The organism is Streptomyces rapamycinicus NRRL 5491 (assembly GCF_024298965.1).
GTDB lineage: Bacteria > Actinomycetota > Actinomycetes > Streptomycetales > Streptomycetaceae > Streptomyces > Streptomyces rapamycinicus.
Window position 1 is genome coordinate 1,237,421 of record NZ_CP085193.1, and the last position, 15,639, is coordinate 1,253,059.

The window sequence follows — 15,639 nt, forward strand, 5'->3', positions numbered from 1 at the left end:
GGCTCCTCCTGGACTCATGTCACCAGAACCATGCACTCTCGATCCCCTCCGCCCAGTTGCCGTTATTCCTATTGCGCGCCTTCTTCATCTTGCTCTTGTAGGAAATGACCTTGTACTTCTGCTGATTGGCGGAGGTGAGCGAGTGCGGATAGAATCTGAATGTAATCGTCGCGCCTCCGGCCACAAGAGCATTGGGAGGCTGGTGATCAGGAATCCAACTACCCTTGCCCTGCTTACCCCACTTCTGCTTCTTATTGGGGGTCGTACCGGGTTCCTCTATGGATGGATCACTATGATCGAAGGTCTTGTACCCGATATCGTCCAGCTTGTCACGCATGGAGGTGGCAAAATTCCTTCCCTCATGCCCAGCCACCCATGAGCCATGCCCCTTGAGGAGAGACTTGGCCAGGTCGTCCATCTCCTCCATCACCTGGTCATGCGCCTGCTTTGCGGTCAGCCGCTCGGCTTGAGGTGCGCCCTCAACCGTCCGTGGCGGAGACGCGACATAGACGTAATTCCAGGTCTGGCCACCATCCATGACCTTTATGGACCTAAAAACCGGATTACTCTGCTTCGTCACAGCGGCTACTTCATGAGCATCTTCTTGCGAAATCCTTCCGGATTGAAGGCGGGCAGCTTGCTCCCTGCGAAGCCGGGCAAGACCATCGGCCACCTTTCCCGCCTTCTCGGAGTCGGCACCGCCATTCGCGCCTCGCCCCTTTCCCGCTGATGGGTCATTCTTCTTGCGCTTGGACCAGAGCTTCTTGGCGGCCCGGGCGATTTTGGCGGCGATTTTGTCTATGGCGCGGTTGACCGGGCGGGAGACTTTTTGGAAGACCTGCTTGATCTTGTTGGCCAGGCCCCCGATACCCAGCAGCGACGCGAGGAGGCCGATGAGGAGGGGGAGGCTGGCGGCCAGGGCTGTTTCGACCATCTTTGGGACGCCGGCCGCGCCGCCGTTGGCTATCGCTACGACCGCGTCCAGGACCGCGTTGACGAACTCGACGATCTGGGCGCCCTGGTTTACGACGAACGTGACGATGTCGATGATGCCCTTGACCGCTCGGACGAAGGCGGAGGCGGGGTTGAGGAGGGAGAGGATCCAGGTGATGCCCGCGATGATGACCGTGGGGATCAGGTAGGACTTGAGCTCTTCGAGGATGGTGGACTTCAGGTCGCCGGTCTCGCCGGTGATTTCCTTGGCGGCGCCTGCCGGGCCCTCGGTGGCGAGGGCTTTCGCCACCGGGACGGATTGTTCGGCCGCGCTCATGGCCTGGTCGGGGACGCCCTTGCGGGTGATGCGGGAGCGGATGTTCGCCCAGGTCAGGCCCAGTAGGGAGGCGATCAGCTGGATTATGCCCTTGAGGTCGAACTTTGCGGGGATCTCGATTCCGGCCTTGGCGCTCGTGCCCAGCAGCCAGGAGACCAGACCCGTCTGGAGGTGGGTGGCGATGTTGGAGATGAACTGCTGGAGGCCCGCGCCCACCGCGCGGACCAGGTTGCCCAGGAAGCCGATCGGGTCCTTGATGATCTTCATGATGGCGCCGGCGGCCTTGGCCAGGATGCCCATCAGGAGATTTTTGAGCTCCTTGATGGTTTTGATGACTCCGACGACGGCGTCCACGGCCTTCTGGACGAGGCCCTTGTTCGCCTCCTGGAGTTTCTTGATCTCCTCGTCGACCGCGTTGAGCGCCTGGGTGTACTTCTGGGCCAGGGTCTGGACCAGTTGCTTCGATTTGTCGTTGACCTCCGACTCGAGGTCGTCGAACTTTCCGGCGAAGTCCTTCGCCGCGTCCTGGCCGTACTTCTTCAGATCGGCGGGCAGCTTGTCGACCTCCGCCTTCAGTTCGCCGCGGCCCTTGGCGATACGGGCCTTGGCCTTGCCCAGTTCGGTGCCGATCGTGTCGGCGATGGAGGAGATGACGCCCTGCATCTGCTTGACGTAGAGCTTGCGGGACTCCTGGAAGAGCCGGTTTGCCTCCTCCGGCATACCGGCGATCTTGTCCTTGGCCCATTTGGCCGGGCCCCAGAAGCCGCCGTAGCGCTTGTCCTTGTACTCCTTCATCCGGCGCTTCTGATCTTTGTTGAAGGCGTCCCGGGCCTTCTTCTCGCCCTCCTCGAATTGTTTGTCCACCTTGCCGTCGAGGCCTTCGAGGATGCCTTCGACGTCCTTCTTCGCCGCGTCGAAGACCTTCTGGAGCTTTGCGGTGACCTCCTCCCGCTTCTGCTCGTCCTTCGACTTCGCCTCGCCCTTGCCGCCATCCACCTGTTTGCCCGCGCCCGCGCGGGTGGCGGTCAGGGCGGACATGGCCTGGGTACCGGACGCGGCCGCCTGTGATTTCGCGGTGGCCAGTTGCTGCTTCTCCGCCCCGCGGGCCTGCGCCGGTGCCTTCGCGGAGTGCTGTTCCGCCTTCTTCTTCTCGCCCAGGGCGGCGTTGAACTCCGGTTCGTTGCTCTTGGCCAGTTGCTCCTCGGTGACGTCCGCGTCCGCCATCTGCTTGTCGGTCTTCTTCGGGCCCTCGGAGAAGTCCGTGACCTCGGGCGGCTGTTGCTGCGGGGTCGCGTCCGCCGCGCTCGGTGCGCCCGGGTTGGCCGGAGGCTGGTCCGGCTTCATCGGGGTGACCTGCTTCTCCTTGGCCTTCGAGGTGTCCGGAGCGGCTTTCGTGGTCGTTTCGATGTCCTTCGAGGACGCCTTCTTGCCGTCGGTGACCTTGCCGTCGACCTCGCCCTTGATCTTGTCGGCCTTGCCGGAGTCGGCGAACTTGTCGGCCTCGTCGAGGTTCTTGGGGGCCTGCGCGGCGATCGCCTCGTTCACCGCCGCGATGAAGCCCGCCTTGTCGAACTCCCCCGGCTTGGCGGCGTTCATCTTCTCCGCGTTGGCCGCCTTGCCCTGCGCCTCCTTGTCGTCCGGCGGGGCCACCGCCGCGTCCTGGGCGGACCGGGACTCCGTGGTCGCGGGGCTGTGCTGGGCCAATTTCCGCTTCTTCGCCGCGACGTCCGACTGGACCTTGCGGAAGCCGGGGGCCTGCGACGGCGGGGGCTTCACCGGCGCCGCGTAGCGCTGGGCGACCAGACGTGAGACCGCCGCGTTCCCGGCCGCGGTCTGTAGGCGCTGGAGGTGACGCGGGGCCAGGCCGGGAGCGGCGGACGGAGAAACCGGGGCGGGGGTGGGGGTGGTGGGAGCAGCCGTCTGCTCCAGGGCCGGGGCCGGGTCCGCGACCGGGGCCACGCCCGGGGGCGGCACCGGGCGTTCCTTCGGCCCGGCCCTCGCGGACGCGGTCGGCTTCCCTGACCTCTCCGAGGCAGACTTCATCGCATCATCCGGTCACCGGGCGGCCGGCGATACGTCCGCGACATGTCTGTCAGGGTGCTGGGTCGGCCCGCTCTGAGCCGGTGGAAGCCCGGGTAGTGATGGGGGCAAGAATTTCTGCCCGATGGGGAAGGGAAATCCGCCGCCTCTCGGGCAGGGCGGTCTGTACGCGGGGGCGGCCGAATGCCCGTTCCCGTTGATCCTTTTCCCGGGAACAATCGCTCTCGTTTCCCCGGTCGAGGAGAGTGGCATGCCGTCGTACTTGTCCCCGGGTGTCTACGTCGAAGAGGTGGAATCCGGGTCGCGGCCGATCGAGGGGGTCGGGACCTCGGTCGCCGCCTTCATCGGGTTCGCGCAGAAGGGGCCGTTCGACGAGCCGACGCTCATCACCAACTGGACGCAGTTCACCACCGTTTTCGGGGACTTCGTCGAGGGCACCTACCTCGCCTCCTCCGTCTACGGTTTCTTCGCCAACGGTGGTGGCATCTGCTACGTCGTGCGCATCGGCGACGCGGAGGAGGCGGAGCCGGGCGGTGAGCGCGCGGGCACGGCGAAGGAGATCGCCTCGGGGCCTTCGGCCCAGCTCGGGCCGTATGTCGTCCGCACCCTGCCCGGTGTCACCGGGGAAGTCACCGTCGAGGTGGCCGACCCCGAGGGCGACGACCCGCCGCAGGACGTCTTCGCGCTGGTGGTCAAGCACGATGGAGTGGTCGCGGAGACCTACCCGGCCGTGACCACCAAGCGCAGCAAGGAGAACGTGGCCACCCAGGTCAGGGCCCGGTCCCAGCTGATCGGGCTGGAGGAGCCCGGTAAGGGCGCGGCGCCCGCGAGGCCCGAGGCACAAGTGGTGACGCTCGCCGCCTCCCCCGGGGCCGGCCCGGGGGCCGGGGCGGCGGTGGTGCCGGACACGCTGTCGGCGGATTCGTACGTGGGGGATCCCGACCGGCGGACCGGATTCGGCGGGCTGGAGGCGGTCGAGGAGGTCACCATGGTGGCCGCGCCGGACCTGATGAGCGCGTATCAGCGGGGCGCGCTGGACCTGGAGACGGTGATCACGGTACAACGCGGGCTGATCACCCACTGCGAGGCGATGGGCGACCGGATCGCCATCCTCGATCCGCCGCCCGCCCTGAGCCCGCGGCAGGTCAAGACCTGGCGCGAGGAGACCACTGGGTTCGACTCCCGGTACGCGACCCTCTACTACCCGTGGATCAAGGTGTTCGACCCGGCCGTGGGCCGGGACGCGTTCGTGCCGCCCAGCGGGCATATCGCGGGCGTGTGGGCGCGGAACGACGAGACGCGCGGGGTCCACAAGGCCCCGGCGAACGAGGTGGTACGGGGCGCCGTCGCCCTCCAGACGCAGATCACCAAGGGCGAGCACGATTTGCTCAACCCCATCGGGCTCAACTGCATCCGCGCCTTCCCCGGCCGCGGCATCCGGGTATGGGGCGCGCGCACCCTCGCCGATGACGCGTCCTGGCGCTATCTCAATGTGCGGCGGCTCTTCAACTACCTGGAGGAGTCGATTCTGGCGGGCACCCAGTGGGTGGTCTTCGAGCCCAATGACGACGCCCTGTGGGCCCGTATCCGGCGCACCATCTCGGCGTTCCTGGTCAATGAGTGGCGCAAGGGCGCGCTCTTCGGGCTGACCCCGGACGAAGCCTTCTATGTGAAATGCGACCGCGAGACCAATCCGCCGGAGTCCATCGACGCCGGGCAGGTCATCTGCGAGGTCGGGGTGGCCCCGGTGAAGCCCGCGGAGTTCGTGGTGTTCCGGCTCGCCCAGCTCTCCGCGGGCACGGGAGCGGTCGACGAGTGATGACCACCACGACCGAGCGACCCTAGGAGGCTGGTATGCCGCTCCCCGAACTCGACAGTTCCGTAGGGCATTCCTTCGGGCTGGAATTCGACAGCGTGCTCATCAGGCAGATCACCGAGGTCAGTGGTCTGAAGATGGAGCAGGACGTGATCGAGCTGAAGCAGAACACCGCCGACGGAAAGTACGCGATCAAGAAGCTGCCGGGCCGTCCCAAGGCCGGTGAGGTCACGGTCACCCGCGGTCTGACCGAGGACAACAGCTTCGAGCAGTGGATCAGGGATTCCCGGTTCGGGAAGATGACCAACGCCCGGCGCAACGGCTCCATCATCGTCTACGACTACGAGGGCATTCCGATCAAGCGGTACAAGCTCATCAACGCCTGGCCCAAGTCCCTGGAGATCAGCACGCTCAAGGCCGGTGACACCTCCGTACTCACCGAGAAGCTGGCCATCACCTACGAGAGCGTGGAAGTCGACTGATGCGGCGCGCCATCGCGGCATCCCCCGAGCGGGCCGACCCGGACCGGCGGACCGAGACCCTGCGCACCGAGTTCCCCTTCGAATTGCCGCGCGGATACGTGGACGAGTCCGGAACGGTGCACCGCGACGGCGTCATGCGGCTGGCCACCGCCCGCGATGAGCTGGTCCCGCTGCGGGACGACCGGGTACGGGAGAACTCCGCCTACCTCTCGGTGGTGCTGATCTCCCGGGTGATCACCCGGCTCGGTTCGATCGAGGACATCCATCCAGGCGTCGTCGAGGACCTGTTCGCCTCCGACCTCGCCTTTCTGCAGGACTTCTACCGCAGGATCAACGCGGAGGGGCACACCCGGGCCGCGGTCACCTGCCCCTCGTGCCAGGAGAACTTCGCGGTGGACCTGTCCGGTGGTGGTCGCCTGGGGGAATCGTGACGTACGCGACCGACCGGATCCACGAGGAGGTCGCGTACCTCGCCTATCACTTCCACTGGTCCCTCGACCAGATCCTCGACCTGGAACACACCGACCGGTTGCGGTACGTGGACCACATCGCCCGGCTGAACGAGCGGTGACGCGATATGGGATTGCTGTCCTGGCTGGCCGGACACCGGCGGAGCGATACTGGCGCGGCGGCGGGGAACCCGGGGTCCGGCGGATCGGAGACGAGTCGCCCGGTGTCGCCGCCGGTACCGGGGTGGCGGGAGTTGCCGCCGTTGCAGCGGACGGTGGCGGCGCCCGAGCTGGTGACCGATCCCTCGGGGTTCCGCGCGGGGCTGGGGACATGGCAGGACGCGTCGTTCCTCGGGACGCTCGGCCACCTGGTGAGCCCGCAGGCGCCGTCGGGGGTGGGGCACGGTCTCGCCACGCCGCCGCCCCCCGCCGATACGCCGAACGCGGCCCGCACACCGCCGACGGTGAGCCGCGAGGCCGGTCCCGTCGCGGCACGGGAGTTCGCCACGCCTCGGAGTGCGCCCGTACAGCGGGTGGCGGAGGACCCCGCCACCCCGGACGCGCCGGAGGTGGCCGGGCCGTTGATCCGGGCCCGCCCTCCGGACGAGCCGAGCCGTCGACTCACCACGCTGCCCCTCGCCACGCCACGGCCCCCCGCGGAAGCGGGCGATGTGCCGCCGACGGCGCCGCCTCCGCCATCGCTCCAGCGCTCCGCCGCCTTCGGACTGGGCGAGCCCCTGGCCGAACTGCCCCCAACCGCCCAGCGCAAGCCCGCGGCGAGCACCGGAGCGCTGACGCCCGACGGGCCGGAGGCCGTGCGGCCGGAGCCGTCGCATGGCGACGCGCCGCCCAGGCCGCCGCTCGCCGACGATCCGCTCGTGGTGCGTACGGCGGACACCGCTCCGGCACCCGGACCGGCAGCCGCCGCGCCCGCGCCCGCCTCGCCACCCGTCCCGCTGCAACGGGCCACCGCCACCGGGACACCGATCGCGGCCGAACCCGCCCAGGCGGCGGAGCCGGTGGTGCCGCTGGTGGCACAGCGGTCGGTGCCGCTGTTCTCGGGCCCGTACGACGTGTCCGGCCGGCCGGGGCGCGCCGGCCCGCCGCCCGCCGACGAGCCGCCGGTCGGGCCGGTGCGGTGGTCCGCCGCCGGTGGCCCGGCCGGTCCGGGGCCGGAGATGACCGCCACCGGCGGGGCACCGACCGCGCATCACCCGGCGACACCCACGGCTCAGCGGTCGGTGGCGCCGGGGGACACCGCTCCCCCGGCCGCTCCCCCGCCCCCCACCACCCGGCACCACCGCGCCCGCACAACGGCACCGGCCACCGCGCCGACGGGTCGGGCCCGGCCGCCGGCCGACGCCGGTTCGGTCGCGGTGGCCGCCGGGGTGGCCCAGCGCCTGGCCGACGGCTCCGTGGTCTTCCAGCAGCCGCACACCCGGTACGTACCGCCTGCCGCCTCCGTCCGCCGAGCGTGGGCCGCCCCCTCCGCACAGCGCGAGGCGGGGGACCCTGAGCCACCCGCCGCGCCCGCCCCCGGCCCGCCCGACCCACCGTCCGCCCCGCCACCCGCCGAGCCACCGTCGAACGGCCCGCCAGCCGAGGCCGCCCCCGAGCCGTCTCCTGACGGCTCGGCATCCCAGGACGGCCCGCCCGGGCAGCCCGGCGGGCACCACGGCGGCAAGGGCGGCGCGTCGCCCAAGGTGGACGACGAACTGGTCCGCGCGCTGTACGCACCGCTCAGCCGGCTGCTGAAGGCGGAGCTGCGGCTGGAGCGCGAACGGGCCGGACATCTGATCAACACCAGGCACTGACAAGTGCGGAGAGAAGGGACACGGCATGCCCGTTACCGATGACCCGGCGGTCAGCGTCTGCTTCGTCGTCACGGTCGACGGCATCGAGCTCGGCTCGTTCAACACCTGTGAGGGCCTGGGCTGCGAGGTGGTGCTCGAACAGCGGGAGGAAGGCGGCAACAACGGCCATCTGTGGCAGCTGCCCACCCGGCTGAAGTACCCCAACATCAAGCTGTCCCGGCCGCTGACCCGCGACACCGAGAAGGTGGCCAAGTGGTTCGCGTCCATGACCACCGGGATCGCCCGCCGCACCGCGCATATCGAGGCGCGGACGGGCGACGGGCACAGGGTGGCCCAGTGGGGTCTGCTCGAGGTGGTTCCGGTGCGCTGGACCGGGCCGTCGTTCAATCCGGAGTCGCCCAAGGTGGCCATGGAGACGATCGAGATCGCCCACCACGGCTATGTGATGGAGGGCTGACCCATGAGCTCACCCGTGGCGTTCAGCGCGGCGGGCGGCGGGGCCGCCGCGGGCAGGGCGGGCGGCGGGGCCCGGCCCAAGCTGGAGCACGCCTATCTGGAGCTGCGCACCCCTCCGCCGGGGGGCGGTCTGACACCGGGCGGGCCGTGCGGGCGGATCGACTTCCAGTTCAACCCCAAGGAGCTGAGTCTGACCAAGGCGGCGGCCTGGAAGCGCACTCCGGCCAAGGGGGCGAAGAGCGCGGGGCCGCCCGAGTACCAGGGGCCGCAGCCCAGCAAGCTGACCGTCGAGATGTTCTTCGACGCGAGCGACACCCAGGACACCAGCGTGGTGACCTCGGTGGAGCGGCTGTTCACCTGCTGTGTGCCGACCAGCGAGACCCGGCAGCGGCAGCGGGCCTCGCCGCCCTGGGTGGTGTTCCACTGGGGCGGGCTCACCGGGTTCCCCGGCTATGTCAGCCAAGTACAGGCGAAATACACCCTGTTCACCACCTCCGGTGTGCCGATCCGCGCGGTGTGCCAGGTGACGATGGAGGAGATCACCGGGGAGACTCCGGGGCAGAACCCGACGTCGGGCGCGCTGCACGCACGCCGGGTGCACCGGGTGCGCACCGGCGACACGCTGCCGCTGCTGGCCTGGCGCGAGTACGGCGATCCGGCGGCCTGGCGCGTCATCGCGGAGGCCAATGGGATCGACGATCCGATGCGGCTGCCGGGCGGCTTGGAGCTGCTGCTTCCGGCGCTGGACGAGCTGGACCGCGACGAGCGGCCCGGAGCCCCTGGTGACGGCCACGGCGGGGGGTGGTGAGCGATGGCGGGGCAGAGCGTCGCCAAGGCGCTGGTGGTGGAGTTCGGCGGCCGTCCGCTCTCCCCCACACTGGTGAACACGCTGGTCGAGGGGTACGTGGACGACAGCCGTACGCTGCCCGACCTGTTCGTACTGCGCTTTCGCGACCCCGGCCGGGTGCTGCTGGAGCAGGCGGGGGTGGAGATCGGCACCGAGGTGCGGCTGCTGGCCGGCGCGGGCGGCGGGCCTTCGCCGCGCCCCCTGCTGACCGGGAGCGTCACCGCGCTGGAGGTGGAGATCGACGACACCGGCACCTTCACGGTGGTGCGCGGTCTGGACGAGTCCCACCGGCTCTTCCGGGGCCGTCAGGTGGCCAGCTACCAGAACATGACCCTGGCCGACATCTGTGTCCGGGTGGCCCGGCGGGCGGGGCTGAAGCCGGGGAAGGTCGATGTGGCGGGCCCGGTGCTGGAGCACGTGGCGCAGCCGAACATCAGCGACTGGGAGTTCCTCCGCGGGCTCGCCGAGGAGGCGGGCGCGCAGGTGTACGTGACGGACGGACGGCTGCATGTGGCCAAGCCGACCGAGGCGGGCGGCGCCCCGGACACCTCGGCGCGCGCCGCCCGCGATCCCCTGGTGCTGGAGATGGGGGACAATCTGCTGCGCTGCCGGGCCGGGGTGTCGGCGGCCGAGCAGGTGTCCACGGTCGAGGTGCGGGGCTGGGACATGAAGACCAAGCGGCCGCTGGTGGGCCGCGCGGACGCGGGCCGGGCCGCGACGCTGGACCTGGGGGTGACGGCGGCGGAGGTGGCGCGGCCGTTCGGCGAGGCGAGCTTTGTGGTGTCCGACGCGCCGTACGGGCAGCAGGCGCAGGTGGACCAGGCCGCGAAGGCCCTCGCGGCGCGGATCGCGGGGTCGTTCGCCGAGCTGGAGGCGGTGATCCGGGGCAATCCGGAGGTTCGAGCGGGTGGCGCGGTCACCCTGGCCGGGGTGGGCAAACCCTTCGAGGGGCGCTACACCGTCACCTCCTCGCGGCATGTGTTCGACCCGGTGCGCGGCTATGAGACCTGGGTGACGGTGTCGGGGCAGCAGGAGCGTTCGCTGTTCGGGCTGACCGGCGGCGGGTCCGGTGGCGGCGCGGAGACCGGCTCCCGGTGTTCGGGGCTGGCCAATGGCACGGTCACCGACACCAAGGACCCCGACGGGCTCGGCCGGGTCAAGGTGCGGTTCCCCTGGCTGTCCGACGAGTACGCGAGCGACTGGGCACGCACCGCCCAGGCGGGTGGGACCGGTGGCGGGGAGGCGTTCATCCCCGAGGTGGGCGACGAGGTGCTGATCGGTTTCGAGCAGGGCCATCTGGACCGCCCGTATGTGCTCGCCGGTCTCTACAACGGCGAGGACAAGCCGGGGGGTGGGGGCGCACCGGGGCAGGGGCAGGGGCTCGGCCCGCGGCGGGGTCAGGGCGACGGCCAGGACGCGGAGGCGGTCGACCCCACCAGCGGCGCGGTCAACAAGCGTGCGTTCGGCTCCCGTGGCGGCAACAAGCTGGAGCTGCTCGACGCGGCCAACGGCCCGCAGGGCGTACGGCTGGTCACCGGCGACGGGAAGCTCAGGATCAACCTCGACCGCAAGGGCACGGCCATCGTGGTGCACAGCGACGGCACGGTGGAGATCCAGGCCGAGGAGCGGGTGTCCATCAAGGCGGGCAGCGGAGTGTCCCTGGACGCGGGCGACGGCACGCTGGAGCTGGGCGGCGCCACGGTGAAGCTGACCGCCCGCGGCGGTGTGCAGGTGGACGGCGGCAACGGGCAGCTGAAGCTGTCCACCGGGGGTGCCGTGGAGGTGCGGGGCAACCAGGTGGCGGTCGCCGGCACCACCCGCACCGAACTCAAGGGCGGGGACTCGCTCTCCGTCAACGCGCCCATGGTGCGCATCAACTGACACCGCACGACGCGGCACAGAGACAGCGGAGAGACAGCTACCGGACAGGGGGCACAGCACATGCCAGCAGCCGCACGCGTCGGCGATCCCACCGGCCACCCGGGGGCGATCGGCCCGCCCGGGGAGCCCACCGTGCTGATCGGCGGGCGGCCCGCGGCCACCGTGGGCACCGCACACCAATGTAGTTCGCCCGCCGCGCACGGCCCGTCGCCGATCGGCCCGCCCGGCAGCTCCACGGTGCTCATCGGCGGCCGGCCGGCGGCGCGGGTGGGCGACACGGCGGGATGCGGCTCGCCGATCACGTCCGGTTGTCCGAGCGTGCTGATCGGAGGGTGAGGGATGGGTCGGCAGTTCATCGGCGCGGGCTGGGCGTTCCCGCCCCGTACGGACGCCACCGGATCGATCGCGCTGGTCCGGGAGGAGCGGGAGATCGAGGAGTCGATCCGGCTGATCCTGGCCACCTCGCCCGGTGAGCGTCCGATGCGCCCCGAGTTCGGCTGCGCTCTCGGCGACTACGTGTTCGCGCCCGCGGACGCCGGTACGGCCGGGCAGCTGGCCTACGAGGTGCGGCTGGCCCTGGAGCGGTGGGAGCCGCGGATCGAGGTGGCGGACGTCGCCGTGCGCTTCGACGAGGCGGACAACGGGGTGCTCTACATCGACATCAGCTACGCGGTGCGCGGCTCCAACGACCCGCGCAACCTCGTGTTCCCGTTCTATGTGATCCCGCACAGCGAGGAGGGCGGATGACGCTCCCCAGCCCCAACCTGGACGACCGGAGGTTCCAGGGATTGGTGGACGAGGCCAAGCGGCTGGTGCAGCAGCGCTGTCCGGAGTGGACCGACCACAATGTCTCCGATCCGGGCGTCACGCTCATCGAGGCGTTCGCCACCATGGTCGACCAGCTCGTCTACCGGCTCAACCGGGTGCCGGACAAGAACTACCTGGCCTTCCTCGACCTGATCGGGGTGCGGCTGTATCCGCCGACGGCGGCGCGCACCGAGGCCACGTTCTGGCTGTCGGCGCCGCAGCCGGAGCCGGTGCGGATCCAGGCGGGCACGGAGGTGGCCACGGTGCGCACCGAGACCGAGGAGGCGGTGGTCTTCACCACCGGCCGGGATCTGTCGGTGGTGCCGTGCGAGCTGAACCACCTGGCCACCTGGCCCGCCACCGGCGATGCCACCAACCGCTCCGAGGAGCTGGGGCTGGGCCGTGACGTGCCCTGTTTCGGCCGTACGCCCACCCCCGGGGACTGTCTCCACCTCGGCCTCTCCCAGCCGGTGCCGGGGTGCGCGGTGGTGCTGCGGCTGGACTGCCGGGTGGACGGCGTGGGCGTGGATCCGCGCCGCCCGCCGCTGCTGTGGGAGGCGTGGGACGGCAGCGCCTGGGTCTCCTGCGAGGTGGAGAAGGACGACACTGGCGGGTTCAACAGGGCGGGCGAGGTCATCCTGCATGTACCGGCCACCCACACCGCCTCGGTGCTGGTGCGCGAGTCCGGGGGGTGGCTGCGCTGCCGGCTGCTGGAGGCGGCGGCGGACCAGCCCACCTATGTGGCGTCCCCGACGGTGCGTCAGGCCAGTGCGTTCACCATCGGCGGCACGGTGGAGGCCGCGCACGCCGAGAACGTCGTCGAGGAGGTCCTGGGCCTGTCGGAGGGGGTGCCGGGACAGGATTTCCGGGTGGCGCGGCCCCCGGTGGTGGCGGGCGAGGAGCCGTTCGTGGTGGAGGTGGCCGAGGGGCACGGCTGGGTGGAGTGGACGCGGGTGGACAACTTCGCGCACTCCTCCCCGTACGACCGGCACATCACCCTGGACCCCAACTCCGGGCAGGTGGACTTCGGTCCGGCGGTGCGGGAGCGCGACGGCACCCTGCGGCTGTTCGGGGCGGTGCCGCCGAAGGGCTCCCCGGTGCGGGTGCGCGCCTACCGTACGGGCGGTGGGCACCGGGGCAACGTGGCGCGGGGCGCGCTGCGGGTGCTGCGCAGTTCGCTGCCGTATGTGGCGCGGGTGGAGAACCGGCGCCCGGCGCTGGGCGGGGTGGACGGCGAGACGGTGGAGAACGCACGGGTGCGGGGCCCGTTGACGCTGCGCACCCTGCACCGGGCGGTGGTGCCGCACGACTACGAGCAACTGGCCCGCGAGGTGGCGCCCGACGCCGCCCGGGTGGCGTGCGTACCGGCGGGCGAGGCGGACGGCGGTGGCGGCGACGGGGCGGAGGACCCGGCGGGCGGGGTGCGGCTGCTGGTCGTCCCGGCCGGGCGCGATGACGAACGGGGACGGATCCGGTTCGAGGAGCTGATCCCGCCGCCGGACACCCTCGCCATGATCGCGGCCTATCTGGACGAGCGGCGCCCGATCGGTACCCGGCTGTCGGTGGGGCCGCCGTACTACCAGGGCGTGACCGTGGTCGCCTCGGTGCAGGCGGGGCGCGGGGTGGCCGCCGAACGGCTGCGGGAGGCCGCGCTGACCGCGCTGTACGGCTACTTCAACCCGCTGACCGGCGGACCGGACGGGCAGGGCTGGCCGTTCGGGCGGCCGGTGCACTCCGGTGAGGTGTTCGCGGTGCTCCAGCGGGTGCCGGGGGTGGACCTCGTCGAGGACGTACGGCTGTTCCCGGCGGACCCGGTGACGGGGCGGCGGGCGGAGGCCACCACGAAGATCGAACTGGACCGGCACGCGCTGGTGTTCAGCTATGAGCACCAGCTGCGGGTACGGGAGGCATGAGGTGCGCGGAACACTTCCCGGGCTGCCCACGGCCCATCCCCTGCTCCATCAGCTTCCCGCCGTCTATCTCGACCATCCGTTCCTGGAGCGGTTCCTGAGCGCGCTGGACGAGGTGCTGGCACCGGTGCTGCTCACCCTGGACAATCTGCCCGCGCATCTGCATCCGCGCACCGCGCCCGAGGATCTGCTCGCGTGGCTGGCCGGATGGGTGGCGGTGGAGGTGGACGCGGAGCGCCCGGTGACCCAGCGGCGCGCGGTGGTGGCGAGCGCCGTCACCCGCCACCGTCAGCGGGGCACCCGGGAGGGGCTGGCGGCGGCCGTGCGCGTGGAGACCGGGCTGGAACCGGAGATCACCGAGAGCGGTGCCACGGGCTGGTCCACCGAACCGGGCTCGCCGCTGCCCGGTTCGGCGCGGCCGTGGGTGACGGTGCGGCTCACGGTTCCGGACGCGGACGCGGTGACACCGATCCGGCTGCGGCTGGAGAAGCTGCTCGCGGCGGAGGTACCGGCGCATGTCGTCCACCGGGCGGAGGTCACGGCCGAGGGGACGGAGACGTCATGATCTGCCCGGACTGCGGACACCGCAACGCGGCGGGGGCGCACTTCTGCGCTTCCTGTGAGGCGTTCCTGGCCTGGGACGAGGAGCCGGACCGGCGGCCGGGGCCCGCGGCGCCGCCCGGCACTCCGCCACCGACCACCCCGCCCGGTACTCCGTCACCCACTCCGCCCGGCGCTCCGCCGCCCACTCCGCCCGGCACTCCACCGACCACCCCGCCCGGCACTCCACCGACCACCCCGCCCGGCACTCCGCCGACCACCCCGCCCGGCACTCCGCCGCCCACCCCGCCCGCCTCCGGTACGGGCGATGGGCCGCGCCTCCCGGATGCGCCCCGGGCCGCCACCCCGGCCGCCACCCCGCCCACCGCTCCGGCCCCCGTGCGCCCGCCCACCGCCCGGCCGGAGGAGCCCGCGGCGGCACCCCGGCGGCCCGGGGACCCGCTGGACGACCCCGGTACCGGTCCGGACCACCGGCCGGACGCACCGGACGTGCCCCCGGCGACGCCCCCGAGGCCGGACGCCCCGCCGCACCGCCCCGGCCGCCCGTGTCCCCGGTGCCGTGCGGACAATCCGCCGGGCCGCAGGCTCTGTGTGCGCTGTGGCGCCCTGCTCGACTCCGGACCTCCGGTGCCCGGTCCGCCGCGCCCGCTGCCCTGGTGGCGCCGGTTGTTCCGGCGTGACGCCCAGCGCCCGCTGGCCGCGGGCAGCAGGCCCAGGCGCCGGACCTGGCCGCGTCCCCGGCTGACCCTTCCGGTCCTGGTGCTGGTGCTGGCCGCGGCGGCGTGGTTCGCCCGGTCGCAGCTGTCCGACGTCTTCACCTTCACCCAGGACCAGACCGGCGATCCGCAGGCGCTGCACCCCTCGACCGTGCGCGGCTCCAGCCAGGCGCCGGGCCACCGGGCCCAGGCGGCCTTCGACGGCTACAACAACCGCTACTGGGCACCGGCCACCGCGGGCCCTGGTACGGGCGAGTATCTGGAGGCCGACTTCGACCGGCCGGTGCGGCTGCGGAAGCTGCTGATCACCTCGGGGCGCTCGGCGAAGGCGGATGAGTTCCTGACCCAGGCGCGGCCCTCGGAACTCACCCTCACACTGGTCGACTCCGAGGGCGAGCGCACCACGAAGGGCGTCAACCTCCAGGACCGGGCCGGTCAGCAGAGCTTCGATGTGCACGGCTCGGACGTGGTGCGGATCCGGCTGACGGTCGACGCGGCGTACGGCGCCCGGTCGGACCGGCGGTCGGCCATCGCCGAGGTGGAGTTCTTCGGCCGTCAGTGACGCGGTGCGCCCCTCAGTGACGCGGTGC

14 protein-coding genes are annotated in these 15,639 nt (G+C 71.4%); 13 read left to right on the forward strand and 1 reads right to left on the reverse strand.

Annotated features, from left to right (window positions below; translation table 11 throughout):
- Positions 1-19: 19 nt before the first annotated feature.
- Positions 20-3,313: a hypothetical protein gene (locus tag LIV37_RS05345; protein ID WP_373920590.1), complete on the reverse strand. Its 3,294-nt coding sequence runs from the start codon at positions 3,311-3,313 to the stop codon at positions 20-22.
- A gap of 247 nt (positions 3,314-3,560) precedes the next feature.
- Here LIV37_RS05345 and LIV37_RS05350 point away from each other — a divergent pair, with 247 nt between their 5' ends.
- From LIV37_RS05350 to LIV37_RS05410, 13 genes are all read left to right on the forward strand, one after another.
- On the forward strand, positions 3,561-5,129 hold the full coding sequence (locus LIV37_RS05350) for a phage tail sheath family protein (protein WP_020866075.1): 1,569 nt from the start codon (positions 3,561-3,563) through the stop codon (positions 5,127-5,129).
- Positions 5,130-5,164: 35 nt separating this feature from the next.
- Positions 5,165-5,608: a phage tail protein gene (locus LIV37_RS05355; protein ID WP_020866076.1), complete on the forward strand. Its 444-nt coding sequence runs from the start codon at positions 5,165-5,167 to the stop codon at positions 5,606-5,608.
- Positions 5,608-6,039, forward strand: a complete 432-nt coding sequence (locus tag LIV37_RS05360; protein ID WP_020866077.1) for a hypothetical protein — start codon at positions 5,608-5,610, stop codon at positions 6,037-6,039. The genes LIV37_RS05355 and LIV37_RS05360 overlap by 1 nt, the downstream gene beginning before the upstream one ends.
- Entirely contained in the window at positions 6,036-6,179 is a 144-nt protein-coding gene (locus LIV37_RS05365) for a DUF6760 family protein (RefSeq protein ID WP_020866078.1), read from the forward strand. The genes LIV37_RS05360 and LIV37_RS05365 overlap by 4 nt, the downstream gene beginning before the upstream one ends.
- A gap of 102 nt (positions 6,180-6,281) precedes the next feature.
- Positions 6,282-7,871, forward strand: coding sequence for a hypothetical protein (locus LIV37_RS05370; protein ID WP_243146496.1), 1,590 nt, complete (start codon positions 6,282-6,284; stop codon positions 7,869-7,871).
- Between the two features lie 25 nt (positions 7,872-7,896).
- Complete coding sequence (locus LIV37_RS05375; protein ID WP_020866080.1) at positions 7,897-8,328, forward strand: phage tail protein; 432 nt, start codon at positions 7,897-7,899, stop codon at positions 8,326-8,328.
- A gap of 3 nt (positions 8,329-8,331) precedes the next feature.
- Positions 8,332-9,135: a CIS tube protein gene (locus LIV37_RS05380; RefSeq protein WP_020866081.1), complete on the forward strand. Its 804-nt coding sequence runs from the start codon at positions 8,332-8,334 to the stop codon at positions 9,133-9,135.
- Between the two features lie 3 nt (positions 9,136-9,138).
- Positions 9,139-11,055 (forward strand): VgrG-related protein, encoded by a 1,917-nt coding sequence (locus LIV37_RS05385; RefSeq protein WP_121825793.1) that lies wholly within the window; start codon positions 9,139-9,141, stop codon positions 11,053-11,055.
- A gap of 60 nt (positions 11,056-11,115) precedes the next feature.
- Positions 11,116-11,391 carry a PAAR domain-containing protein gene (locus LIV37_RS05390; protein WP_020866083.1) on the forward strand — a complete coding sequence of 92 codons (276 nt, stop codon included), beginning with the start codon at positions 11,116-11,118 and terminating at the stop codon, positions 11,389-11,391.
- A 3-nt stretch (positions 11,392-11,394) separates the two neighbouring features.
- Complete coding sequence (locus LIV37_RS05395) at positions 11,395-11,802, forward strand: GPW/gp25 family protein (protein WP_020866084.1); 408 nt, start codon at positions 11,395-11,397, stop codon at positions 11,800-11,802.
- Positions 11,799-13,775 carry a putative baseplate assembly protein gene (locus LIV37_RS05400; protein WP_020866085.1) on the forward strand — a complete coding sequence of 659 codons (1,977 nt, stop codon included), beginning with the start codon at positions 11,799-11,801 and terminating at the stop codon, positions 13,773-13,775. The genes LIV37_RS05395 and LIV37_RS05400 overlap by 4 nt, the downstream gene beginning before the upstream one ends.
- 1 nt (position 13,776) lies before the next feature.
- On the forward strand, positions 13,777-14,337 hold the full coding sequence (locus LIV37_RS05405) for a phage tail protein (protein ID WP_020866086.1): 561 nt from the start codon (positions 13,777-13,779) through the stop codon (positions 14,335-14,337).
- Positions 14,334-15,611, forward strand: coding sequence for a discoidin domain-containing protein (locus LIV37_RS05410; protein ID WP_243146495.1), 1,278 nt, complete (start codon positions 14,334-14,336; stop codon positions 15,609-15,611). The genes LIV37_RS05405 and LIV37_RS05410 overlap by 4 nt, the downstream gene beginning before the upstream one ends.
- The last annotated feature ends 28 nt before the right edge of the window (positions 15,612-15,639 follow it).